General features: G+C 53.0%; 21 protein-coding genes and 3 tRNA genes. 5 read left to right on the top strand and 19 right to left on the bottom strand.

Annotated elements, in window-relative coordinates:
* Positions 1 to 16 precede the first annotated feature (16 nt).
* The 4 genes from FFB58_RS06435 (at position 17) to FFB58_RS06450 (ending at position 1777) form a co-directional block, all read left to right on the top strand.
* Positions 17 to 361 (top strand): cupin domain-containing protein, encoded by a 345-nt coding sequence (locus FFB58_RS06435; RefSeq protein ID WP_138369384.1) that lies wholly within the window; start codon positions 17 to 19, stop codon positions 359 to 361.
* Between the two features lie 197 nt (positions 362 to 558).
* Positions 559 to 1041: an Hcp family type VI secretion system effector gene (locus tag FFB58_RS06440; RefSeq protein WP_039030886.1), complete on the top strand. Its 483-nt coding sequence runs from the start codon at positions 559 to 561 to the stop codon at positions 1039 to 1041.
* Entirely contained in the window at positions 1038 to 1517 is a 480-nt protein-coding gene (locus FFB58_RS06445) for a DUF2778 domain-containing protein (protein WP_072036697.1), read from the top strand. Before FFB58_RS06440 ends, FFB58_RS06445 begins: the two co-directional genes overlap by 4 nt.
* The gene (locus FFB58_RS06450; protein WP_138369385.1) at positions 1517 to 1777 is read left to right on the top strand and encodes a hypothetical protein; all 261 of its coding nucleotides are present in this window, start codon (positions 1517 to 1519) and stop codon (positions 1775 to 1777) included. Before FFB58_RS06445 ends, FFB58_RS06450 begins: the two co-directional genes overlap by 1 nt.
* A gap of 79 nt (positions 1778 to 1856) precedes the next feature.
* On the opposite strand, the gene FFB58_RS06455 is transcribed toward FFB58_RS06450, so the two are convergent.
* The 6 genes from FFB58_RS06455 to uvrY form a co-directional block, all read right to left on the bottom strand.
* A tRNA-Leu gene (locus tag FFB58_RS06455) sits at positions 1857 to 1943 on the bottom strand.
* A gap of 12 nt (positions 1944 to 1955) precedes the next feature.
* Positions 1956 to 2029 (bottom strand) — tRNA-Cys (locus FFB58_RS06460).
* Positions 2030 to 2080: 51 nt separating this feature from the next.
* Positions 2081 to 2156: transfer RNA gene (locus FFB58_RS06465), tRNA-Gly, on the bottom strand.
* A 152-nt stretch (positions 2157 to 2308) separates the two neighbouring features.
* The gene (pgsA, locus tag FFB58_RS06470) at positions 2309 to 2857 is read right to left on the bottom strand and encodes a CDP-diacylglycerol--glycerol-3-phosphate 3-phosphatidyltransferase (protein ID WP_138369386.1); all 549 of its coding nucleotides are present in this window, start codon (positions 2855 to 2857) and stop codon (positions 2309 to 2311) included.
* Positions 2858 to 2913: 56 nt separating this feature from the next.
* Positions 2914 to 4746 (bottom strand): excinuclease ABC subunit UvrC, encoded by a 1833-nt coding sequence (gene uvrC, locus FFB58_RS06475; RefSeq protein ID WP_039030888.1) that lies wholly within the window; start codon positions 4744 to 4746, stop codon positions 2914 to 2916.
* The gene (gene uvrY, locus FFB58_RS06480; RefSeq protein WP_039030889.1) at positions 4743 to 5399 is read right to left on the bottom strand and encodes a UvrY/SirA/GacA family response regulator transcription factor; all 657 of its coding nucleotides are present in this window, start codon (positions 5397 to 5399) and stop codon (positions 4743 to 4745) included. Before uvrY ends, uvrC begins: the two co-directional genes overlap by 4 nt.
* Positions 5400 to 5871: 472 nt before the next feature.
* Between uvrY and FFB58_RS06485 the strand changes: the two genes are divergently transcribed.
* A complete protein-coding gene (locus FFB58_RS06485) occupies positions 5872 to 6096 on the top strand; it encodes a DUF2594 family protein (protein WP_039030890.1) in 225 nt (74 codons plus the stop codon).
* 66 nt (positions 6097 to 6162) lie between these two features.
* On the opposite strand, the gene sdiA is transcribed toward FFB58_RS06485, so the two are convergent.
* From sdiA to FFB58_RS06550, 13 genes are all read right to left on the bottom strand, one after another.
* On the bottom strand, positions 6163 to 6885 hold the full coding sequence (sdiA, locus tag FFB58_RS06490; RefSeq protein ID WP_039030891.1) for a transcriptional regulator SdiA: 723 nt from the start codon (positions 6883 to 6885) through the stop codon (positions 6163 to 6165).
* A gap of 221 nt (positions 6886 to 7106) precedes the next feature.
* Positions 7107 to 7859 carry an L-cystine ABC transporter ATP-binding protein TcyN gene (gene tcyN / locus FFB58_RS06495; RefSeq protein ID WP_138369387.1) on the bottom strand — a complete coding sequence of 251 codons (753 nt, stop codon included), beginning with the start codon at positions 7857 to 7859 and terminating at the stop codon, positions 7107 to 7109.
* Positions 7856 to 8524, bottom strand: coding sequence for a cystine ABC transporter permease (gene tcyL / locus FFB58_RS06500; RefSeq protein WP_138369388.1), 669 nt, complete (start codon positions 8522 to 8524; stop codon positions 7856 to 7858). The genes tcyN and tcyL overlap by 4 nt, the downstream gene beginning before the upstream one ends.
* Positions 8525 to 8545: 21 nt before the next feature.
* A complete protein-coding gene (gene dcyD / locus FFB58_RS06505) occupies positions 8546 to 9532 on the bottom strand; it encodes a D-cysteine desulfhydrase (RefSeq protein ID WP_138369389.1) in 987 nt (328 codons plus the stop codon).
* Between the two features lie 106 nt (positions 9533 to 9638).
* A complete protein-coding gene (gene tcyJ / locus FFB58_RS06510) occupies positions 9639 to 10439 on the bottom strand; it encodes a cystine ABC transporter substrate-binding protein (RefSeq protein ID WP_138369390.1) in 801 nt (266 codons plus the stop codon).
* Positions 10440 to 10527: 88 nt separating this feature from the next.
* Entirely contained in the window at positions 10528 to 11079 is a 552-nt protein-coding gene (gene fliZ / locus FFB58_RS06515; RefSeq protein ID WP_138369391.1) for a flagella biosynthesis regulatory protein FliZ, read from the bottom strand.
* A 55-nt stretch (positions 11080 to 11134) separates the two neighbouring features.
* The gene (gene fliA / locus FFB58_RS06520) at positions 11135 to 11854 is read right to left on the bottom strand and encodes an RNA polymerase sigma factor FliA (RefSeq protein ID WP_039030897.1); all 720 of its coding nucleotides are present in this window, start codon (positions 11852 to 11854) and stop codon (positions 11135 to 11137) included.
* Positions 11855 to 11948: 94 nt separating this feature from the next.
* Positions 11949 to 13079: an FkbM family methyltransferase gene (locus FFB58_RS06525; RefSeq protein ID WP_138369392.1), complete on the bottom strand. Its 1131-nt coding sequence runs from the start codon at positions 13077 to 13079 to the stop codon at positions 11949 to 11951.
* Positions 13080 to 13091: 12 nt separating this feature from the next.
* Positions 13092 to 14219, bottom strand: coding sequence for a Gfo/Idh/MocA family oxidoreductase (locus FFB58_RS06530; protein WP_138369393.1), 1128 nt, complete (start codon positions 14217 to 14219; stop codon positions 13092 to 13094).
* Positions 14212 to 15396, bottom strand: a complete 1185-nt coding sequence (locus FFB58_RS06535; protein ID WP_138369394.1) for an ATP-grasp domain-containing protein — start codon at positions 15394 to 15396, stop codon at positions 14212 to 14214. The genes FFB58_RS06530 and FFB58_RS06535 overlap by 8 nt, the downstream gene beginning before the upstream one ends.
* A complete protein-coding gene (locus FFB58_RS06540; protein ID WP_039030901.1) occupies positions 15393 to 16556 on the bottom strand; it encodes a DegT/DnrJ/EryC1/StrS family aminotransferase in 1164 nt (387 codons plus the stop codon). The genes FFB58_RS06535 and FFB58_RS06540 overlap by 4 nt, the downstream gene beginning before the upstream one ends.
* Positions 16557 to 16699: 143 nt before the next feature.
* Complete coding sequence (locus tag FFB58_RS06545) at positions 16700 to 20092, bottom strand: glycosyltransferase (protein WP_138369395.1); 3393 nt, start codon at positions 20090 to 20092, stop codon at positions 16700 to 16702.
* Between the two features lie 18 nt (positions 20093 to 20110).
* Positions 20111 to 23749 (bottom strand): glycosyltransferase, encoded by a 3639-nt coding sequence (locus FFB58_RS06550; RefSeq protein WP_138369396.1) that lies wholly within the window; start codon positions 23747 to 23749, stop codon positions 20111 to 20113.
* Between the last annotated feature and the right edge of the window lie 237 nt (positions 23750 to 23986).

Consider the following 23986-nt stretch of genomic DNA (forward strand, 5'->3'; position numbering starts at 1 on the left):
CCGTGGAGGCCACCAGATGGCGTTAAATCTCTTTTCACAGCTTCCCGAAGCGGGTGCGCATAACGAAGCGGAAATCTTTGACGCGCTGCTCGCGGCACCGGGGCTCAAAATCGAGCGGATCCTCTCCACCGGCCAGGCCAGCCCGCCCGGTTTCTGGTACTGCCAGGCAGAAAACGAATGGGTGGTGGTGCTGCGCGGCTCGGCAGGCGTGAAATTCGAAGAAGAAGATGAGGTCAGGGTTTTGTATGCGGGGGATTCTCTGCACATCCCCGCGCAATGTCGGCACCGGGTGGAGTGGACCGATCCCGGGGAGCCGACGGTATGGCTGGCGGTATTTTATGGCAATACAGATAGTCCTTAACTCTCGATTATTGTCGGTAAGTTGAACCGAAAATCAAAGTGCCCCTATAGCAAGCACATCAAGAAAACTTTATTTTTTATATAAATAACAATAACTTATTCACACCACCTATGGCATTAATTGACTGGAAATTTTCGTAAGTTGTTGGTTTATTGTTTGACGGCAATGAGCCTTAACTAATAAACGGAGTTTTCACAATGGCTATACCGGCGTACTTATGGCTTAAAGATGATGGCGGCGCTCATATCAAGGGGTCAGTAGATGTAAAAGATCGGGAAGGTAGTATTGAAATTCTCGCTTTTGGGCACGGACTGCATCTTCCTACAGATAATCTCACAGGAAAAATTACCGGAACGCGCGTTCACAGCCCTCTTAGCTTTCAAAAAGAATTTGATTCCGCTAGTCCCTACATCTACAAAGCGATAGCAAAAGGTCAGACATTAAAAAGCGCGGAATTTAAATGGTATCGGATAAATGATGCCGGTATGGAAGTTGAATACTTCAATATGTTGCTAGAAAATGTCAAGGTCGTCAGTTCTGCCCCTCATATGCTTGACATCAAAAACCCGATGACAGAAAAGCACAATCATTTAGAAAATGTATCCCTTCGATACGAGAAAATCACCTGGAAATATTGTGACGGCAACGTCCAGTTCTCTGATGCCTGGAACGAAAGATGATTCAATGTACGTTTCATCTTAACGGCGGCCAGTTATCAACGCTGAACTGCCCGGGGATTGGTTTTTTTCCTGCTTACTCAGGTAATAAAGGATTTCACAGAAACAATCCCGATTCAGTTGCGAAACCAAAAAGAGGTCCTCTTCCTCCAGGTAAATACTACATCGTTACCAGACCGACGGGCGGATTACTTTCCCGATGGGATGATGCAATAAAAGGGCTAAGAAGCGGATCCGATCGCGACCTTTGGTTTGCTTTGTACCGGGAGGACAGTCTTATTGATGACACTACCTTCATAAATGAAGTGGAAAGAGGCCACTTTCGTTTGCACCCTGCTGGCAGTTCAGGAAACAGCGATGGCTGCATTACATTACCAAACCATGCTGATTATCGGATACTTATGTTCGCTTTGTATCGTTCTCCCGCCATGATGATTACGGCACAACTAAAAGCCTTTGGAATAATACAGGTGTATTGATGAAACCCATTACCTATGTATGGATATGGCTTACAGAACTACTGACCGTGTCAGTCATTTATAGTGTTATGTGTTTCTTCATGCCTGATGAAGCTATTTTTGACTGGTATGAGGAAAAGTACGGCTTTGTTATCGAAACCAAATGGTACGACTGGTACACCTTAATCCTTTATATCATTGCAATTGCAATGACTTCAGGGCTCATATGGCTAACTGCGTATTTGTCCAGGAAAAGACGTGGGATAGCTCTTCTGAAATGAAGCAAATGTAATAAAAAAACCGCCTTGCGGGGCGGTTTCACGACACTGCTTATTGCTTTGATTATTCTTGTCTTTCCCATGGTAGCCGGAGTGGGACTTGAACCCACACAGCGCGAACGCCGAGGGATTTTAAATCCCTTGTGTCTACCGATTCCACCATCCGGCCTCGGGAAGAAAGTGGAGGCGCGTTCCGGAGTCGAACCGGACTAGACGGATTTGCAATCCGCTACATAACCGCTTTGCTAACGCGCCTTAAATCTTTTGTCTTGCGACTGACACCCGCTATTGCGTATGTCTTAAATTTGGAGCGGGAAACGAGACTCGAACTCGCGACCCCGACCTTGGCAAGGTCGTGCTCTACCAACTGAGCTATTCCCGCATTTATCAAGTCATTACGCTAATCACTTGATTTTGCTATCGACTAACGGACCGTGCCGTCGTTCGATGCGTTGCATTCTACTTACCTGACGTTTTGAGTCAACGTTAATTTTCACCCCAACAGATCGTTTGCTGAAAATTACGTCGAAACGATCACTGATCAAGCAAATCGCCCCGTGCGGCGTTCAAATATTGCAACATTGACCACAGGGTCAGCACTGCGGCGACCATAAACAGGCCAATACCGGCCCACTCTACCCACTCGTTTGGACGCCACAGCATCCACACCAGTGCCGCCATCTGCGCGGTAGTTTTGACCTTGCCAATCCAGGAGACCGCCACGCTGCTGCGTTTACCCAGTTCCGCCATCCACTCTCGCAGGGCAGAGATGATAATTTCACGGGCAATCATGGTCGCCGCAGGCAGGGTGACCCACCAGCTGTGATAGTGCTCAACCACCAGCACCATTGCGATGGCCACCATCACCTTGTCCGCCACCGGGTCGAGGAAGGCGCCGAAACGGGTGCTCTGGTTCCAGCGACGAGCAAGATAACCGTCAAACCAGTCAGTGACTGCCGCAATGAAAAAGATAAGCGCACATGCGAAAGGAGCCCAGACAAAGGGCAGATAAAACGCCAGTACAAAGAAAGGAATGAGCACGACGCGGAAGAGCGTCAGCAACGTAGGGATATTTAATCGCATAGTGACGGTAACTGTTTGTTGTCAGTAATTATTAGCCCTATGTTGCTACAGAGCCCTCAATGTTTCAACGAGTAGTAGATCTTTTCTGCCAGCCCTTGCGAAATACCTGGCACTTTTGCAATTTCCTCGACGCTGGCGTTGAGTAATCCTTGCAAACCGCCCATATATTTCAGCAACATCTGGCGACGTTTTGGCCCGACCCCTTCGATCGTTTCCAGCGTACTGGTGTTTTTCACTTTTGCCCGTTTTTTGCGGTGGCCGCTAATAGCATGATCGTGCGACTCATCGCGAATATGCTGGATCACATGTAACGCAGGCGAGTCCGGCGGCAGGCTAAAGCCCTCCCCTTCCGGCTCCAGGAACAGGGTTTCCAGGCCGGCTTTACGATCGGTACCTTTTGCCACGCCTAACAACAGCGGATGATGCTTGTCCCAGGTCACGTCCAGTTCGGCAAACACCGATTTTGCCTGGGCGAGCTGGCCTTTACCACCGTCAATCAGGATAACGTCCGGGATCTTACTTCCTTCGATAGCTTTACCGTAGCGACGGCGCAGCACCTGATTCATGGCGGCGTAATCATCCCCGGGGGTGATATCAGTAATGTTGTAGCGCCGGTATTCCGCACGCAGCGGGCCGTTCGCGTCGAACACCACGCAGGAGGCCACGGTCTGCTCCCCCATCGTGTGGCTGATATCGAAACACTCCATGCGTTTCACCTCCGGCAGTTTGAGCACCGTCGCCAGCGCAACAAGACGCTGATGAACGGTCGACTGCTGTGACAGTTTGGTGGTCAACGCCGTTGCGGCATTGGTGCGCGCCAGTTTCAGGTAGCGGGCACGATCGCCGCGCGGTTTGGTCTGCACATTTACCCGACGCCCAGCCAGCTCCGACAGCGAATCTGCCAGCAGGGTTTTATCGCTCAGATTAAAATCGAGCAGAATCTCAGACGGCACCGTTCGCATCTGGCTGCCCTGGAGATAGAACTGCCCGACAAAGGTCTCCACCACTTCGCCCAGCTCCGTACCACCCGGCACTTTCGGGAAATAACTGCGGCTGCCCAGGACCTTACCCTGACGGATAAAGAGCACATGCACGCAGGCCATGCCCGCATCGAACGACACGCCAATCACGTCCAGGTCGTCGCCGTTATTGGAGACGAACTGTTTTTCCGTTACCCGTCGCACGGCCTGGATCTGATCGCGGATCCGCGCCGCCTCTTCAAAGTTCAGCGCCTGGCTGGCCTTCTCCATGCGGGCGATAAGCTGATTCAGCACCTGGTCGTCTTTACCGGCCAGGAACAGGCGCACATATTCCACCTGTTGAGCGTACTCCTCTTCGCTGACCAGCCCTTCGACGCACGGCCCGAGGCACCGACCTATCTGATACTGCAGGCAGGGGCGAGAACGGTTGCGATAGACGCTGTTTTCACACTGGCGAATCGGGAAGATCTTCTGCAGCAGCGCCAGGGTTTCCCGCACCGCGTAGCCGTTAGGGAACGGGCCGAAGTACTCGCCTTTCGCGTGCTTGGCCCCGCGATGGCTAGCGAGGCGCGGATGGGTATCGCCACTCAGGAAAATAAACGGGTAGGATTTGTCATCGCGCAGCAGCACGTTGTAACGCGGCTGATACAGCTTGATGTAGTTATGCTCCAGCAACAGCGCTTCGGTCTCTGTGTGGGTCACAGTGACGTCAATCTGCTGGATCTGAGCGACCAGCGCTTCTGTTTTGCGGGAGGCAAGATTGCTGCGGAAGTAGCTGGAAAGACGCTTTTTAAGATCTTTCGCTTTTCCGACATAGATAACCGTCCCGCCTGCGTCGTACATCCGGTAGACGCCTGGCTGGCTGGTGACGGTTTTCAGGAAAGCACTGGATTCAAACACTTCACTCACTGACTAATTAGGGTCTCGGCATTGCACAGACCATGACGGATGGCCAGGTGAGTGAGTTCGACATCGCCATGGATGTTCAGTTTACTGAACATTCGGTAGCGGTAGCTGTTCACCGTTTTCGGGCTGAGATTAAGCTGCTCAGAGATCTCATTCACCTTCTGGCCTTTGGTAATCATCAGCATAATCTGCAATTCGCGCTCAGACAAACTGGCAAACGGTGATTCGGTCTTTTCTGGCTCAATCTGGCTGAGCGCCATTTGCTGCGCGATATCGGAAGCAATATAGCGCTGTCCGGAATAGACAGACCGGATAGCGTTGACAACTTCCTGCGGAGCGGCACCTTTGCTCAGGTAGCCCGCGGCGCCCGCCTGCATGACTTTTGCAGGAAGGGGGTTTTCAGTGTGAACCGTCAGCATGATCACTTTGGTATCGACCCAGGCGCGCGCGATTTTACGCGTTGCTTCCAGGCCGCCGATACCGGGCATGTTCATGTCCATCAGGACGACATCAGCAGTATTCGTCCGGCACCATTTTACGGCGTCTTCACCGCAGCAGGCCTCGCCAGCAACTTTTATACCTTTAATATCTTCAAGAATGCGTCGTATCCCTGCGCGCACCAGTTCGTGGTCATCAACAAGAAGGACGTTGATCAAAGGAAATTCTCCAGAATAGGGATAACGCTACAGACAGTTAATTCGGCTCATATTAACGTTTTTTATCGCAAACTGAAAACGTTAAAAAATGCATGCCTTCGATAAGGCTCTCTTTTTTGGAAATTAACTTGTACATCAACTGGAAACAGTAGCCTTGCTCAGTATGGCTCAACCCTCTTTCTTAAGTCAGATGTTTTCAAAAATTGACGAAATTTAAAGGCTATTTTTCCGCTGTAAAAATACCCCATATAATTTTGTAACAATAATTAACGTTTGCATTACCTTAGCCAAACAATAATCACGGTCGACACTCTTAAAAAGTTTAGTCGGGGCTAAGGTTTAATTAAATAAACAAGACGGGTAAAAGTACAAAAAACAACCACTGCATTTTTTTTTACGGCTTGTGGTATACTCCGCCGCCTTGAACTTTGATCTCTGCGCTCAAGCGCCGTTTTTATGATGAGGAAAATAAATGAGCACACCTGATTTTGCCACTGCTGAGAATAATCAAGAACTGGCACAGGAAGTCTCCTGCCTGAAATCTCTGCTTACCCTGATGCTCCAGGCAATGGGCCAGGCCGACGCGGGTCGTGTGATCCTTAAGATGGAACGCCAGATTGCGCAGATGGAAGATTCATCTCAGGCTGAAGTATTTTCCAGCACCGTTAAGCAAATCAAGCAAGCTTACCGTCAATAAAACATAAACGGCTGAAAGCAATGCATTCAGCCGTTTACTCGTCTGCCACGCAGAACAGAATTGTAGTCAGATAATCCCCGTCGCCGCCGCATAGCAGGCAATCTGCGTCTTGTTTGGCGCATTGAATTTCTTCTGCATATTCTTCTGATGGAAGTTCACCGTATTTTCAGAAATAGAAAGAATGATGGCTATTTCTGCTGAGGTCTTCCCTTCCGCCGTCCATTTCAGAATTTCTTTCTCGCGCTTGCTGAATTTCATTTCCGGTGGCATCACCATTTCATGCTCCAGCCGCAGCAGCGTCGTCAATGCCATTTGCACCAGCATTTGCAGACGCATTTCAACCACTTCCCCCATCATCACGTTTATTGACAGGCTGGTACTGGAAACCGACAGGAATCCCATCGCATGATTTGGCAGCATCAGACACTGGGTGATCCCTTTACGCAGGCCATGATCGCGCGCACCGTCCCATAAGGATTGCGCATCCGCGAACAGAGCATCGTTCCAGGGTAAGTGTCCGTGAACGAAATTCTCGGGTTTCAGTACCGGATCGATAGCGAAATAATTTTCCGCCTGATACTGCGCCATCCACTGTTGCGGATAGGTGGAATGCACCGAAACTTTGGGTCGGGTGAACGGTACCGGATGACGAACGCAGAGGGCAAAGAAATCGTAGCCCAGGCTCTGAGTTTGTCGCTGAAGTTCGGGATATACCTCGTCGGCTGATGTCATCTCCTGAAAACGGAGATAGCATTCCCGTCGCCATGTGAAAAAGTCTAAATCCTTCATACCAGCTGAATGAAGCCCCTGTAAAAGATAATCATTATTATGATTTCTTAAATTAACACATAAATCTTATTTATATGTATAAAATATCGACCCCGGAGTATTTATCTACACATTTTATGCACTTAGGGTGGTTATGACGGGATAAAATCACGGCAGTATACATTTCTGGGGTGAATATTTTGCTCCGGAGATTAATTCCGGAGCAATTAAAAACAAATATGCTATTGCATCAGGAATTTTTCCAGAAATTGCCGGGTGCGAGGCTGCTGGGGATTAGCGAAGAGCTCTTTAGCTGGCCCCTGCTCAACGATACGCCCCTGATCCATAAATATCGCCCTGTCCGCGACATCACGGGCAAAACTCATCTCATGGGTCACGATCACCAGGGTGCGCTTCTCCTGCGCCAGCTGGCGAATGGCATTCAGTACCTCCCCCACCAGCTCCGGATCCAGCGCAGAGGTAGGTTCATCAAACAGGATCACGTCAGGACGCATCGCCAGCGCGCGGGCAATTGCCACACGCTGCTGCTGCCCACCGGAGAGACGACGCGGGTAGCTGGTCTCTTTACCGGAAAGCCCGACTTTTGCCAGCAGCTCGCAGGCGCGGGCGGTAGCTTCCTCTTTGGGTTCGCCTTTGACAATCACCGGCCCTTCAATGATGTTTTCCAGCACCGTGCGATGGGGAAACAGATTAAAACTCTGGAATACGAAGCCAACGTGCTGACGCAGACGACGAATCAGCCCCTTTTGCTGACTCAGCGATTTGCCGGTATCAATGGTGATATCACCCACCCGAATAGTGCCTCCTTCCGGGTGTTCCAGCAGGTTGATGCTGCGCAGCAGCGTGGTTTTACCGGAACCGCTGGGCCCGATAATCGCCACCACTTCGCCCTCCTGCACTTCCAGATCGATGCCGTGCAGCACCGTCTGGCCGTGAAACTTCTTCACCAGGTTTTTAACGTCGATAGCACTCATTTCGGATCACGCTCCTGGCGGTTAAGCTGGTTTTCAAAATAGTTTTGCAGCGCCGACAGCACCGTCGCCATGATCCAGTAGATCAGCGAGGCGGCCAGATACATGGTGAAGACCTCCAGGGTGCGCGAGGTGATCAGCTGCGCCTGGCGGAACAGCTCCGGCACCTGAATGGTGGCCGCCAGCGAGGTGTCCTTCACCAGGCTGATAAAGCTGTTGCTGAGCGGCGGCAGCGCCACGCGCGCGGCCTGCGGCAGAATGGCCCGGCGCAGGGTTTGCCACGGCGTCATACCGATACTGGCCGCGGCTTCCCACTGGCCTTTATCAATTGAGGAGATCGCCGCACGCAGGGTTTCTGCGGCATAGGCGGCGGTGTTGAGCGACAGGCCAATCATCGCCGCCGGGATCGGATCAAGCTCGATACCAAACTGCGGCAGGCCGTAGTAGATCATAAAAAGCTGGGCAATCAGCGGCGTGCCGCGGAATATAGAAATATAAAAACGCGCCAGCCAGCGTAGGGGCAGCAGAGGCGACAGGCGCATCAAGGCCAGCAAAAAGCCCAGCACCAGGCCAAAAAACATCCCGCCAATACTCAGCTGCAGCGTAAACACTGCGCCTTTCAGCAGGAAGGGCAACGAATCAATCACCAGTTGGATACTTTCTTGCATTATGATTTTTCTGCCTGTGATTTAGACATGAGGATGGTAGGCAAAGAGAGCGGGCGCCCCGCCGGTATGAATAAACAGAATCGGGCCTTCATCTTTGAAGCGCTTCTGCTCGATCCCGTCGATAAGCCCGGCCATGGCTTTGCCGGTATAGACCGGATCGAGCAGGATCCCTTCCAGACGCGCCAGCAGTTTGACCGCTTCCGTGCCTTCATCATTTGGCGTGCCATAGCCCGGTGCGAAGTAGTCATCCCACAGGATGATATCCGCCTTCGCGCTCACCTCCAGCTGCTGCGCCACCGCCTGCTGCAGCGTGACCACCTTCGATTTTTGATCGGCAATACTGCGTGACACGGTGACGCCAATCAGTTCAACCTCGGGCATGAGCTGCTCCAGCCCTACCGCCAGACCGGCATGGGTGCCTGCGCTGCCGGAGGCCACCACTACCGAGGAGATGCCAACCGCGCCTTCACACTGCTGGGCGATCTCCAGCGCGCTTTCGACATAGCCCAGCGCACCCAGCGCGTTCGAGCCGCCGACCGGGATCACATACGGACGAAAACCCTGAGCTTCAACGCGGGTCGCCAGCTCGTTCAGCTGTGCCACAGGATCGGTCAGCGCGTCGCACATCTCCACCTGCACGTTGAACAGATCCAGCAGCAGACGGTTGCCGTTGCCGAGGTAGTTTTCTGCTTTGGTGCCGATTGGGTTTTCCAGCAGGGCGATACAGTGCAGCCCCAGTTTTGCCGCCACGGCCGCGGTCTGGCGCACGTGGTTGGACTGGATAGCCCCTGCGGTAATCAGCGTGTCGGCGCCTTCACGCAGCGCATCCGCCGCCAGGAACTCCAGCTTGCGCAGCTTGTTGCCACCCATGGCCATGGGCGTCACGTCATCACGTTTAATAAGGATGTCGCGCCCGAGATAGTCCGATAAGCGCGGTAAGTACTCCAGCGGCGTCGGCGCGCCGATAAATTCGAGGCGCGGAAAACGCGTCAGATTCTGTAATGACATGAAAATCTCCATAACCCTGTCTAAGTCAGATTTTTTTATTATGCACGCTGATGGCGAGGAAATAAAAAAGGCGCTTATCAAAGCGCCTTTTTTTTCAGTCAACTGCTTACTTTGTGACGTCTGCCCCGAACCATTTTTCGGACAGCGCCTTCAGGCTGCCGTCTTTCTGCATTTCTGCAATGGCGCCGTCAACGGCTTTCACCAGATCTTCGTTATCCTTGCGGATCGCCACGCCCGCTTCCTGACGGGAGAAGGCATCACCGGCTACGGCCAGGGTATCTTTGGTTTTCTTCACCAGATCCAGCGCCGCCAGACGGTCAACCAGAATGGCATCGATACGGCCTACGCGCAGATCCTGGTATTTGGTCGGGTCATCATCATAGGTACGAATATCCACGCCCTGCACGTTCTGGCGCAGCCACTCTTCGTAGTTGGTACCCAGACCGACACCGACTTTTTTGCCCTTCAGATCGGCGGCAGATTTAATCGAGTCTTCGTTGCCTTTTTTCACCAGCGCCTGGATACCGGAGACGGTATATGGGGTGGAGAAGTCATATTTTTTCTTACGTTCATCAGAGATGGTGACCTGGTTAATCACCACATCGATACGTTTTGAGTCCAGCGACGCCAGCATGCCGTCCCACTTGGTCGGCTTCAGGGACGCTTTAACGCCGAGGTGTTTTGCCAGCTCTTCGGCGAACTCTACTTCAAAACCGGTCAGTTTACCGTCGTCACCCTGGAAGCTGAACGGAGGATAGGTCCCTTCCAGCCCAACCAGCAGCGTGCCGCGCTCTTTAACTTTATTTAAAAGACCTTCTGCTGCGAAGGTCTTGACGCTCATACCCGCAACCAGCGCAACGGCCATTACACCCATCAGCGCCTGACGACCCAGAAGTGCAAATTTCATACATACCCCGATATCATAGGAATTTTGAGTGTAGTGTAGGGTGTTCGGCCGTAAGGTCAAACACGACTGCGCTACATGTTATTCATTTTTAATATATATCAGAAGTTGTTTCGCGGTGGACTTTCTGCTTCACCGCCACCGGCATTTGCGATTTGTATTGCGCATATTTGCGCAGCGCAATCCGGTAGTTATTGGTGCTGGTCGCAGGCAGCCACGGCTCCAGATTTTCGTCCAGATAACCGTTGGTCAAAAGCTCGCGTGAGATATTTTGCGAGGTCAGATGCTGGCCAAGGCGACGCAGACGGACAACATATTCCCGCACCGTTCCATGGCTCATCTCTGTCTGTTCAAACAGGAACTGCTTGAAGCCGATAATGTCGAAAAAGTCGCTCTGCTCTTTACAGTGCAGATCGCCACAAAAACGACATAACGCCACCCACTCTTTTTGCTCCTCCAGCCATCCGGCTTCATCCAGCAGGGTATCGAGACGGGAGATCGCAATTTTATTGACGATCTCTCCACGACGGACCAGCGTGATGCGGTCGAGCAATTTATGGCAATGGGCGCAATGCGTCTGGCTGTGTTTAAAGTCTTTCAGGTAGCGGCTTAGTGGCCGTCTTTTAGATTGCTGCACCGTCATGATAACTCCTGGTTGTCAATACGTTGTGCGGCACTTAACGGGTGACAGGGATCACCTATAACTTACCCAGCTTGGTACGTAAGCGTTTAATGGCCTGACTATGCAGCTGGCTAACCCGCGACTCCCCGACTTCCAGCACGGCACCAATCTCCTTGAGATTGAGCTCTTCCTGGTAATAAAGGGTCAGCACCAGTTGTTCGCGTTCCGGTAAAGCCTCAATGGCTTCCATCACGCGCTGGCGAACGTTGCCTTCCATTAGCTGATGCAACGGGTTTTCCTGCTGATGATCGTCCGTCACCAGTTCGATGCTATCGCCATGCTCTTCGCGCCACTCGTCGTAAGAGAAGAGTTGGCTATTATTGGTATCGAGCAACATCTGACGGTAGTCGGCAGTGGTGATCCCCAGACGATCCGCAACCTCGGTTTCCGTCGCGTTACGTCCGAGCTCTTGCTCCAGCTGCCCCATCGCCTGCGCCACTTCGCGTGCATTGCGGCGAACACTGCGCGGCACCCAATCCCGGCTGCGCAGTTCATCCAGCATCGCACCACGAATACGCTGTACTGCGTAAGTCGTAAATGCCGTTCCTTGCAGAGCGTCGTATCGGTCAACTGCATTCAATAACCCGATACCGCCCGCTTGTAGCAGATCGTCCAGTTCCACACTCGCCGGCAGACGTACCTGAAGCCGCAATGCTTCATGGCGCACCAGCGGAACATAACGCTGCCACAGCGAGTGTTTATCCATTACACCTTCAGCGGTATAGAGTGAATTCACGATAAACAGCCCTGCGTTAGTTGAGTTATCGGCATGATTATCCGATTCTGGAGGGGTTTTAATCGTGTGAATAGGGGGGGGAATGGGGGGTTATTTAGGATTTACCCACCCAACGATCTTCCGGGATCGCGTAGAACACTAATTCAAATGCTAATTCTGGGTGGTGGGCACGTAAGTAAAACTTGTAGCCCGCGTTCACAGATTGCACAAATTGCGGAATAGTGATCAGATCCTCAGGCTTATGGTAAACGCTAATTGCCAGTACCGGACTGTGTTCCCTAATTGTTATTTCAGCACCCCGTAACGCATTGAGCTCAGCACCTTCAACATCCATTTTGATAAAGGTCGCTTTTTTGCCCTGTAAGATATTATCGATACTGGTTAATGCAATACTTTCCCCTGCAGCAGCTTCATCGCTGAGCCGTGATGAGAGAGCCAGTCCTGATTGGAAATAGAGCCGGGCTTCTTCATGCCAAACACCTTTATTCACGCAGAGGCATGATTTTATATATGCGGTGTTCGCCACAAGCTTATTAAAGTTATCAACGTCAGGTTCGAAGCCAATAATATTTTCCGGCTGCACGAAACCCTGTGCTTCAAACTCTTGCATGAAAGCATTAATGCTGTCGCCATCATAGGCACCACAGTCGACAAACACCTCTCCCTCTTCCAACTGGACAACATCCAGAGGGAAGTAATGTTTCGGTTCGTAAACAGAGTGATACGGTCCGCGTTTAGCACTCAACCGCTGATTGAGAAATGCCACCAGCGTGCGCTTCGATTTCTCATCCGCGAGTTGCTCATAAAACTGGTTTAGTACTTCTGAATTTTCTTCGCAAAATTCAGGCGTATACCACAGGTTCGTATTAACACCGATGAATGCGGGATCGTAAATCAACACTTCGCAGGCCGCTTCACTTAATGTCGCACTCAGTTCAGGTGTAACATGCTGCAAGGCAACGATACCGTTGAAAGCGGTCTTATTAGCAATGAGATCTTCGATAGCAATAACAGGTATGTCATGGAAATCGGCACCTACAGAGATATAAGCTCGGTTTAGTGCGACATAATCTAACTGGATATTCTGGCGCGCCAGAAAATTCCACGTCATCTCGCCCAGGCAGCCAGCACCGTATAGCACCAGAGGGTTACCATTATTTTGCATGCGCTGCAGAGTATCGAAAAAGTAATTATTTTTCTCTGTCAGCAAATTTAATAAGCTCATTGAATCCTCATTTTAAGAGATAGCTGGATTGTTAATACATACACGGCTTGCTGAGTGCGCACTTTGTTGCGTCTTTTGCAAAAAGTCCAGACCACGCTGCGCCGTATCAGCGCCTGCAGAATAAGCGGACTCTTCACCCCGCAAACTCGCTGCAATGTCGGCATAATAGTTGGCGAAAGCTTCAATAAAACCTGCCGGGTGACCAGCTTTGAACCGGCAATAGCGATCATGGTGAGCCACGCGGTTATCGCCTGAAGTGCGATCCACCAGCGAGATCCGGCCTGCACTGTCGCTCATACGCAGCACTTCCGGATCCATCTGCACCCATTCTGCGCTACCTTCCGAACCATAAACACGAAGGCGTAACCCGTTGCGATAACCCATGGCCGCTTTACCGTACCAGTAGTTACAGACCAAATCGTCGGTATAACGCGAGACAATATGTACGGTATCCACAACATTCGGAATGCGTGCGAAAGTGCTGTTTACCGCATATACGTCCAGCGCCTGTTTGTTGGTGAGAAATTCGACCATGTGGTGGACATGAACCCCCAGATCGAGGGATACGGTCGGGATCGGGCCATCGCTACAGCGCCATGATTGCGGTATTGCTGGCGATCCATCGGCCCTGACTCTGGCAAATCCTTCCTGAGGCATTTCGACCATAACCTGCTGGATCTTACCGAGTTCTCCGCTCAGCAAACGCTCCCGCAACTCGCGGATCATCGGATATCCGCTGTAGTTATAGGTCACAAAAAGCTTGCCCGATAAGCGTTCAACTTCATCAGCAATCTCTTTCGCCTCTTCCACGGTTGCGACTAACGCTTTCTCGCAAATAACCGGCAGACGGTACTCCAGACAGGCCAGGATGATTTCCCGGTGGGCAGGCGTCGGCGTCAGAATGACCAGCGCGTCTAAATCCTGATGACACTCTTCCAGTAGCACCATCGCGTCGCGGTAGATCTTTTCTGGCTCGAGGCCCCACTGCTGCCCGGTCTGAAAATTAATAGCCTGGTCACGACTAAAACAACCGGCGATTAATTTGAAGTGTCCATCCATCTGGCTGGCAATTTTATGAGTCTGACCTATTGCGGAATTTATGCCGCCACCAATAAACCCCAGAGAAAGTGGCTTAAACATCAACATATCCTTCATAAGCATTGAGCAAAAAATAATCTTTTAGTTGCGGCGTCATCTGTAGCAAGGTCGCGTCATCCCTGAACTCAGCAAAAATTAGTCCCGCTCTGTCACCCGGCGCCGGCCCTACAAGGGTGCCGGGGCTGGTCAACGGGATCATTTCAATCACATCAGCCGGTAAGGATTTAAACGCGAAGCCCATAAATCGCATCGGACGATCGACAGAGACGGTATGGCGCGCAATAGATCTGATCTGCACCGGTCGGCGTGGCGCAACGGGTGTTGATTTGCCAAGAAACGGCGCGACAAACCAGTCGGCATAGGCCACACCGGTGGAAAGTTCAATCAGGCGGGAATAAAGATCGCCCGGACAGCGTCGGGTTAATTCGATGAGCCAGAATTGCCCTTCACTGGCGATAAACTGGGTATGCAGCAGGCCATCGACCAGTCGCAGATCGCTGACAATGCTTTGCATGCACTCGCTGACCCTGTCGCGCAGCGCCGGTGACAGTTTCTGACTGAGGCTGCTGCTGTTTACCTGCCAGGGATAAACCGTGCAGTATTCATCAACAAAAAACTCGCAGACGATTTCACCGTTGCGGATAAATGCAGAGTGGCTGTAAAGATCGCCTTCGCAAAAATTTTCCACCACGTACTGTTTACCCGGCGAGGCCTCGCGTGCGGTTTCGATCGCCCCCTCCAGCATTACCCAGTCGGTCACTTTGGTAATGCCGTTACCGCTGTAGGCATCAACCGGCTTAACCAGCAGTGGTAACGTTAAGCGCCGCGCTTGTTCTGCATTCCAGGCGGCCTGCGGCACGGGCAGACCTTTATTATGCGCCCAGGCACGAAATTTATCTTTCAGGAAAATCGTGTCGCTGACATCAGGTGTATCGAAACCGGGCAGTCCCAGCGCATGTGCAACCCGGCAGCCGCTCAGGTAGGAAATGTCAGTTACGCCCGGAAGCAGCGCCGCGATATTCTCTTCCCGCGCAATCGCCAGCACGGCGTCGGTATGCGCATAGTTTTGCAGGCGTGACGTATCAGCATATTTCATCCCCGCGTCGCCCGCTTTTCCGCTGCATATCAGCGTGCGAAAACCAGCCGCTTTCACGGCATGCTGCAGCGGCAGAGAGGCAAATCCTGCATCCAGCATTAAAGCCTGAGGTAACTGTTTCATCCCGCGCACCTCTCAAGAATAAGTTCCACGTCGTGACTCTCGTCGCACAGACTGGCGGCCCGTTTAATGGTCTCGACGATGCGAAGTTGGTCTTGTACCGAAAGCCCCGGATAAATCGGTAAGCACAGTACCTCTTGCGCAATCTTATTGGCGCAAGGCAGATTCTCTGGCGAGGAGGTAGGTAATCCACGGTACATCGCGAAGGAACTGATCAGTGGGAAGAAATAACGCCGCGTATAAATGTTCTCCGTTTTGAGCAAGTCGTACACTTCATCCCGCGTCAGAGGGAAGGCGTTCTTGATCAAAATCGGGAAGTAGGCATAGTTCCAGCTCACGTCCTCAGGAATCTGAATTAACTCGATGTCATCAATGTCTGCCAGCATCGCGGAATAGCGCTGATAGATCGATGCTCTTTCGTTTAATGCAGTATCGATATGTTTGAGCTGAAGCAGCCCGAATGCGGCCTCAACCTCATTCATTTTGGCGTTGATGCCCGGTGCGACGACCCGGGTTTCACCGGCAAAACCGAAGTTCTTCAGATAATCAATGCGCTGCTTGGTCGCGGCATCATGGCAAACAATGGCGCCGCCTTCGAAAGTATTAAACACTTTTGTTGCATGGAAACTCAGAACAGAGAGATCCCCTTGATTGAGAATGCTGACGCCGTCCTGGCGCACGCCAAACGCATGGGCCGCGTCATAGATCACCTTCAGACCGTAGGCGTCAGCAATCTGCTGAATTTTGTCCATTTCACTCGGGATACCGTAACAGTGGACCGGCATAATGGCCGTAGTATTGGGGGTGATGAGCTCTTCTATACGACGGGGATCGATATTAAAGGTATCGGGATCGATGTCCGCAAAGACCGGCGTCAGGCCATTCCATAACAACGTGTGCGAGGTGGCAACGAAGGAGTACGGCGTGGTAATCACCTCACCCGTCACGCGCAGCGCCTGCAGGGCGGTTAAAAGAGCAAGCGTACCGTTGGCAAACAGGCAAATGTGTTTCACTCCAAGGTAGTCCGCCAGCGCCGCTTCCAGCTGCTGATGAAATTCCCCACCGTTGGTCAGCACTTTGTTTTGCCAGATTTGCTCCAGGTAAGGGATAAACTCCTCCAGAGGGGGGAGCAACGGACTGGTGACATACACGTTATCACTCATAAGAGAACCTGTGGAATGAGGGGATTATCACCAATCATAACGAGATCATCTGCTGAGCTATCGGTAAAACAAGGCGTCTTTCGAGGTGTAATTATACGGAACGACGCAAAAAGAATGACAGGCGCTCCGAAGAGCGCCTTTTTTTACATGAACAACGTACGAATTGCAGTCGGTATGTTTTGCGGATCCCAGATGTAAGGGCGAAGTTCGTCGGCGCTAACAGGGTTTCGTTCAGTATTGATCAGTGCCTGCTGCCACTGTTGCGGATCGGCTTTCAGACGCAGGATCGGCAGAGCATTGCGTAGCGAAGGCACGTCACTGACGATCACCCGGCAGCCCCCTGCAGCAAGCTGAACGGCGAGATAGTCATCCTTAAAACGATTATGGTCGCTGTTCTGCCTGAACAGAACGGCTGAGTGAATGCGGAGTCGTTGCAGTTGTTCACCAGAGAGCCTTTCCCCCTGCCAGCGAACCGTTTCCGCCACCAGCGGGATCCAGGCTTTTGGCCAGTTTCCCAGCAGCACCCAGTCCAGGTGTTCTCGTGTCGCCGCAATTATCCGCCCCACAAACTCCCGCTCTTTGTCTGATAACGAGCCAGGAATACACAAGACGCGTCGACGGGCTGAGGGTTCGCGGTCAGGCATTGCAATATCTTCACGCGACAGCAGTACCGGCAGACGTACCGCGGCCATTTTACGTTTAGCGAGCAGAATTTCACGTTCACCCGACCAGGTAAGCCACTGGTTGACCGCAGCATCAGGTGCCGGAACATTATTTACCGGGCCTCCGCTGTCGGCCAGGGCGAGAACGCGCAGCGGAGCGACTGCGTTCGCTGCCACGAGCCGCGCGGATAATGCCGCGTTCGGGGCATCTGTCAGCACCACGGTGCCAGGAGCCGCGCGCAGGATATCGGGAACGGTCAGAGACGGGCTGCCCTGTTTCAGAACGATCTCTCCCTCTGCCGCCATCATTTGAAACAGATGAGTGATACGTTGCAAGTACTCAGCCGTTCCGCCATTGTTTATGAGCAGCACGCAGGAGTGCGCCGGAGATAAACCTGTCAGCCAGTTCGCGGGGGCGATGTCAGTAACAAAGAGCGGATCCTGGAGCGCACAATTGCGGTTATAGGCCGGATCGTCGGTGAAATAACGCGGAGCTGACGCCATCAGGAGCTGACGCTGCGGATTTTCGCTCACGCAGACCGCTTCACAGAGGAGGGCATTATCGGAGGCCACCACGCTATATGGCGTCCAGACGGCGAGATAGCCTGACGCACTCAGAGTCAGTGAAGCCACAATATCGATGGCATGTTCATCGTCATAACCGGTGGGCAGGCCCTCAATACGTTGCCAGGCATCGCGTCGGATAAGCAGGCAGTTGCCGCTTAACGCCGAATAGTTTTGATCGCACTGGTAGCGGGACATATACCCCTCTGACTGCCACGGCTCGCCCTGCCCTGCGTGCCCTGCCCATCCCCTGGCCCCCACAATCACCCCAGCGCTTAACAGACGCTGATCGGTGGTGATGATTTTAGGCCCGACGCAGCCCACTTCGGCTCGTACCGCATGGCTCAGCAGCGTCTTAAGCCAGTTTTTAAGGACAAACAGCGTATGAAGATCCAGCAATAACAGATAGTCACCGGTCGCATTTTTTTCGAGATGATTTATCCGGCTGGGGTAATTCTGCTGCGCCTCACACACCAGAACCTTAAGCGGCATTACGGCCTGTATCTGACGGATGACGTCACGCATCGGCTCGCTGGCGTTTTCACTCACCGCCAGCAGAACCTCTTTGTGCGGCCAGTCGGTGTTATTCATCAGGCTTTCAATACAGCGCACCAGCAGCGCGGGATCGTCTCCGGCATCCAGTAAAATACTGACAGTTTCGTTCTGTGGCGGATGATAAATCAGACGCCAGGCGGCGTTGTTTTGCCTTTCCAGCTGCGCCTCAGGATAGCCACGCCGTTGCAGGTAAGCGCTGAGGATCTGCTGTTCTTCTTCCGGACTGTGCCGGGAGAAGATCGCTTCTGGCGTAAGCGTCACCACATCGGCGATATGGCCGATAGTCCCGGTGCCCCACTCCAGCAGATAGTGGATGACCAGCTCTGATTCGAACGCGTGACGAAGGTCAGGATTAAACCCGCCCGCCGCCAGCCAGCCCTCGCGCCGGAACCAGACCCGGCGCAGATAGCGGTGCGGCGAAGCGAGGAACAGATCCAGATTGAAATCGGGCTTACGTAGCGGGGTGACTTCACCGTTCACATGACGAATGGCTTCGTCGGAAAATATCGCCTGACACTCCCCCGCCTCTGCCAACATCTGGCGCATCAGCCCGATGCTCGCAGGCGTATATTCAGCCCCGGCGTCAATGCAGTGCAGCCAGTCAAACGCCTGAGCTTCGGCAAGCCGGGTGATGCACGTTATCCACTCACTCACCCCAACAGAGCAGGCGTTAAAGCGGCTGACGTCGATATGTGACGCGGGGGCAACCAGCAACACGGACTGCGTATCAACACCCTGCTGCGCGAGAGAGGCGAGCGAAGCGGCAATCTCATTCTCCTGCGCATCCTGGCAGAGGATCATGTGCAGTAGCACCGTCTGCGCCGTCAACGCCTGCGGGAGCGTGCGATGCGCCAGCCAGCCCCCGAAAGAGGCCCGGTGCTGCTCCTCATGTTGCTGCTGCGCTTTCGCCTGGGTCAGCGCGAGGAAGTTATCGAGTTGTGTCTCCATTGCTCGCCGTTTTTTCAGCAGAAATTCACGTGCGATATGCAGGCTGGCACGTATGTTCTCCAGGGACTCCGGTGAATCCGAGTATCCAAATCCAGCCCCGCCGATATCCTTTAGCGTCTGCTCATTCAGTGCATACTGCTCATAACCAGGGGCGCTTAACGCCACCACTGGGCAGCCACAGAGGTTTGCCAGTAAACAGGTGCCTGACGATTCATACGTATAAAGCACCCTTCCCCGCTTCAATAGCGAGGCCAGGTCACGTAGCGACAAGGGGTTTTGCATTGAAAGGATGGTGATGTTTTCAGGTAACAATGAAAAATCTATTACTGATTGCGGAATACGGTTCAGATAAAGAAAATCTTTATCTTTTACCGGATTGTCATCTTCGAAAAGCGACAGGTCATAACTCTCAATCCCCAGGATAATGGGATCAGGCTCTTTATCCGCAAATTCGGCCCTGTACCAGAAAAAGAGATCCTCCGGTCCCGCCTCGATCCCATTCCCCATGATCACCCCTTCCCGGTTCAACATATAGCGAACAACAACGGGAGCAGAAAATGGGTTACCGGTTGTCACCTCCGGATAGACGGCAATCCAGGGAGTCCCGCCGGACATCACCTGGCTATAGGCCTCTTCCGTCAGCGCCGGGGCATTCCATTCATCATTAACTTTACAGCCCACCATCCAGGCATTGCCGCCCCGTTCGTTAATGAGATGACAAAGGCGATGTAGTACCTGAATACCCAGCGATGATTCCCGGTAATCCGGAGCCGCAATCAGGTAGGGGTAATGTGCCGTAAACATCATGAGTAATCCTGTTTCATATCAAAAATCCAGCCAGCCGTGGCGCCAGTCATCAAGCCCGCCGTCGCGCAAATACCAGTCGCGTTGAACCGCTTCACGCAGCGCATCACCCTGTTGGGTGCGGTATTCAGCATCATTTAAATGAAGCTGAATGGCGTTCATCCAGTCCTTGTAGCGGTTCTCTACCAGCGTCACCGGCAGGCCACAACGGTAAGGTGCAATATCCGTCGCGATAACAGGTATGCCGCAGGTGCCAATCTCCAGCAGACGCAAATTACTTTTGCACTCGTTAAACTGGTTGATATCCAATGGAACCAGTGCCAGATCGAGGTTCAGACTCGCCAGCTTCTCGGGATACATTTCAAAAGGCACGCCAGGGTGGAATTCGCACTGGACGTTGCGCGGCTTCATCCCCATGAACACCCACTCAACCTGGTGTTCCAGCGCTTTGATGAGCGGCTCGATGATCTGCAGATCACCGGTGTGCGTACTCCCCCCCGCCCAGCCCACGCGCAGCTTTTTACCGCTGCCGCGTTGGCTTTGCAGATGCCCCCACAGTTCGGGCGCCAGGCGGTTCTGCGCGATACGGATATCCTGATGAAAACGGCTATAGGCCTCAGCAAGCGGCGCGGTGGAGACCACGACACGATCGACGCTTTCAAGAATTTTGCGGAAGCTTTTCACAATGTGTTGCGGATAATGGCTGCGGTTGCCGTTTTTCAACGGCACGTTAAGCAGGAAATCATCGTATTCAACAATAATTTTGGCGTCACAAACATTGCGCAGTTGAGTAATAATGTCAGGGAAGCGGCTCCCGGTGAGCGACTCCAGCACGATGACATCTGGCTGCTGCAATGCGGCTTCCATTACACCGGGTATAGAATTGATCAGCCCGCCTTCCATCATCAGATGGCTTTCCATCGCCCTGAACGGCTGCATGATGCGGTAGTTGCCGCACCCGTTCCAGTCCACGTGATGCGCCAGTACCACCGGAAGAGGACGACCGGGCAGCGGGGCATGAATCCGCGCGCTGTTTTCGCTCAGCGTGAACGGGGACCCCGTTTTTTGCATCAATGGATGGTACGACGGATCGTTCAGCAGACCGGTTTTCCACTCGTTGCGAAGTTGCACGTAGTGTTCCAGCATCGGGCGTTCTGGCACCTGATATTTACCCGCCAGCAGGCGCGTTGCGCCCCCCATATGCTTTACGCGGGCGAATGGCGTCCAGACGTTGATATAACCCTGCTGCTGCAGTCGTAACCCCAAATCCACATCGGCGAAATAGATGGGGTAACGTTCCTGGGTAAAGCCGTTGATCGCGAAGAAGGTCTCTTTACGGATCGTCAGACAAGATCCGCTGACGGCAGCCACGTTGTGCGGCGTTTTCAAGTAGTTCTGGAAACCATTGCTCAGGGGATCCGCGCCATCAAAAGCCACTTCCACGCCATTCTGCACGCCCAGCAGATAGCCGCCATGCTGGATCCGGCCATCCTGGTACTCCAGTCGTGCCCCAACCACCCCGACTTCCGGGCGCAGTGCCTGCTCCAGCAAAGCCTCAAGCCAGTCGCCGTCAATAATTTCGCAGTCATTGTCTAAAAAGACCAGCACATCGCCGCGGGCCTGTTGTGCCGCCGCATTCCCCATTTCAGCAAAGTTAAAGGGGGCATCGTAATGCAGGACACGAATCTGCTCGAGCCCCAGTCCGGCAAGATCGTTCAGAAAGCGACAGGCATCGTCGTCAACTGACTGGTTATCGACTATCAACAGCTCATAACGCGTGTAGCGCGTTTTTTCCATCAGGCTTTCAATACAGCGCTGGATCAGCGCAAAGCGATCGCGGGTCGGGATCACGATCGAAACCAGTGGCGTAGCGTTCAGTGGGTAGCGCAAACGAGGAAGATGCTCTGCCAGCCCCGCTTCTAAGGAGGCCGAGATACCCAGTCGCGCCAGATGCCCAAGCACGCTCGCCTGACACTGCGCTACAACCTCAGGTGCCTCACTCCAGGCCGTCGCTGGTTGCGGATTTTCCACCAGCACTTCAGGAACATGCGCCAGCGCCGGCACGCCCTGTCTCTCAATCAACCGCCAGATCAGATCGATTGTTGCGGCATCGGGATAGCGCATGTCAATGCCACCCGCTTCTTTCGCATGTTCCCGGTTAAATAGTATCACCTGGCCGATGTAAGGCTGGCCTCGCAGCAGGTCAATATTGACTCCCGGACGCAGCACCACCAGCGGCTCGCTGCTCTCCTGGTGTGTCATTTCATCACAATAAAATGCACTGGCATCAGGCTTATTGATGGCCTGCTCCATAAAGCGCAGCAGCGCATCATCCAACAGGGTGAATCCCTCAGGGATAAGCAGCAACATACGAGCATCACGATGCTCAAGCAGTAAATTGACGTCGGCGTATGACGGAACCACATCAAGCGACTGCACCGCAAGTGTCTGAGCAGCAAGGGACGCCAGCGTGCGCTGGCACGCTTCGCTCTGCTCGTCTCGAGCAATCACCACCGCACCTATGCTGGCCTGCCCGGGCAGAGCCTGAGCAAAGGATTGCAGCGCTTCGCGGCGCGCAGAGGTGATTTTACGATCGGCAAGCCAGCGAGGTATGGAGTACTGCCTGTCCTGCTGGGCCAGCAACGCCTTACTGTGGAAAGAAAAGGCGTAGCGCTCCTTTTCCGTCAGCCTGTGCTCTGTCGCCTCAGGCAAATCGGTGAGCAGTCTTGAGAGGTGCAGATCGAGAACCCAGCGATTTAAAAATGTCTGACGATGGCTTTGCGCCCACTCCGCTGCCCGCTCATAACCCGTGGTTAATAGCTCAATCCACTCTTCCGCACCCGGGCAAAAACGCAGCGAAGCACCGGAAAATGCATTGCGTTCGTAGCGAGGCAGATTGTCATCATTCAGATAGCCTTCAACGTAACCATCCAGCGCCAGAAACACCGGTATGCCGAGCGTCAGCGCCCTGGCCGCATGTTGGTCCGTGGCGATAACCACGTCATACCCCGCGAGCCAATCAGGTTCAATACGCTGCGACTGCTGCGACATATCAAGCCACTCAAACTGAATATTTGCCCGGGCTGCGTGCTGCTGGACTTCATACATCTCCGCAGACATCGTTTCGGCAATATAGAGCATTTTTTGCAGGGGACGTGCAGGCGTGGCTCGCGCAACCTCCGCAAAATGAGACGGGATCATCCAGGGTACGATGCGCAACTTGCTCTCCTCAATGCCCGTTTGCACAAGCACAGGATGGCTCAGTTCGCACAGTCCCAGTACCTCGCTCGCCAGCCTGTTTTCAAGCTCTGCACCCCAGGGGATATAAACGTCGTTGTAATCGGTGTAGTGACGAAAAATAAACGCCCCGGTCGTGCGTTGCGCCATGAGCGCGGTCAGTAATTTTTCACTGAAAAAGCCTTTCACGATCCAGATCAGATCGTAATGGGATCCCGGATCGCCGCTGGCGTCAGTGATCGCCTGAAAATGCGGATCGCCCGCTAATCGATCCAGTTCGGGCTGCAGCAGTTTGCCCGCTGAGGAGGTGCATAACGTAACGTGCCACTCTTTTGCCAGCAGCGCGTCGGTAATGTCGATGATTTCCGTGGTAGCAGGAGTCCAGGCGTCAAACTTGTCAACGCTAATCAAAATTCCAGGCATTTTTTGTCCTCAACGTCAGGGAAGAGACGCTTCCAGGCCTATTTTCGCTAATACGATATTTTGCGCTGAAACGGAAAAGTTGAGAGGAAAAGGAGGGGAACGAAACGGGGTCAAATCTGGCGATTGGGCATAAAAAAAGGCATCCGAAGATGCCTTTTATGCGCGTTTTGAAAATTAACGCAGCAGGGACAGCATGGTCTGTGGAACCTGGTTGGCCTGGGCCAGAACAGAAGAGCC

The organism is Enterobacter sp. MF024 (assembly GCF_005843915.1).
Lineage (GTDB): Bacteria > Pseudomonadota > Gammaproteobacteria > Enterobacterales > Enterobacteriaceae > Enterobacter > Enterobacter barmai.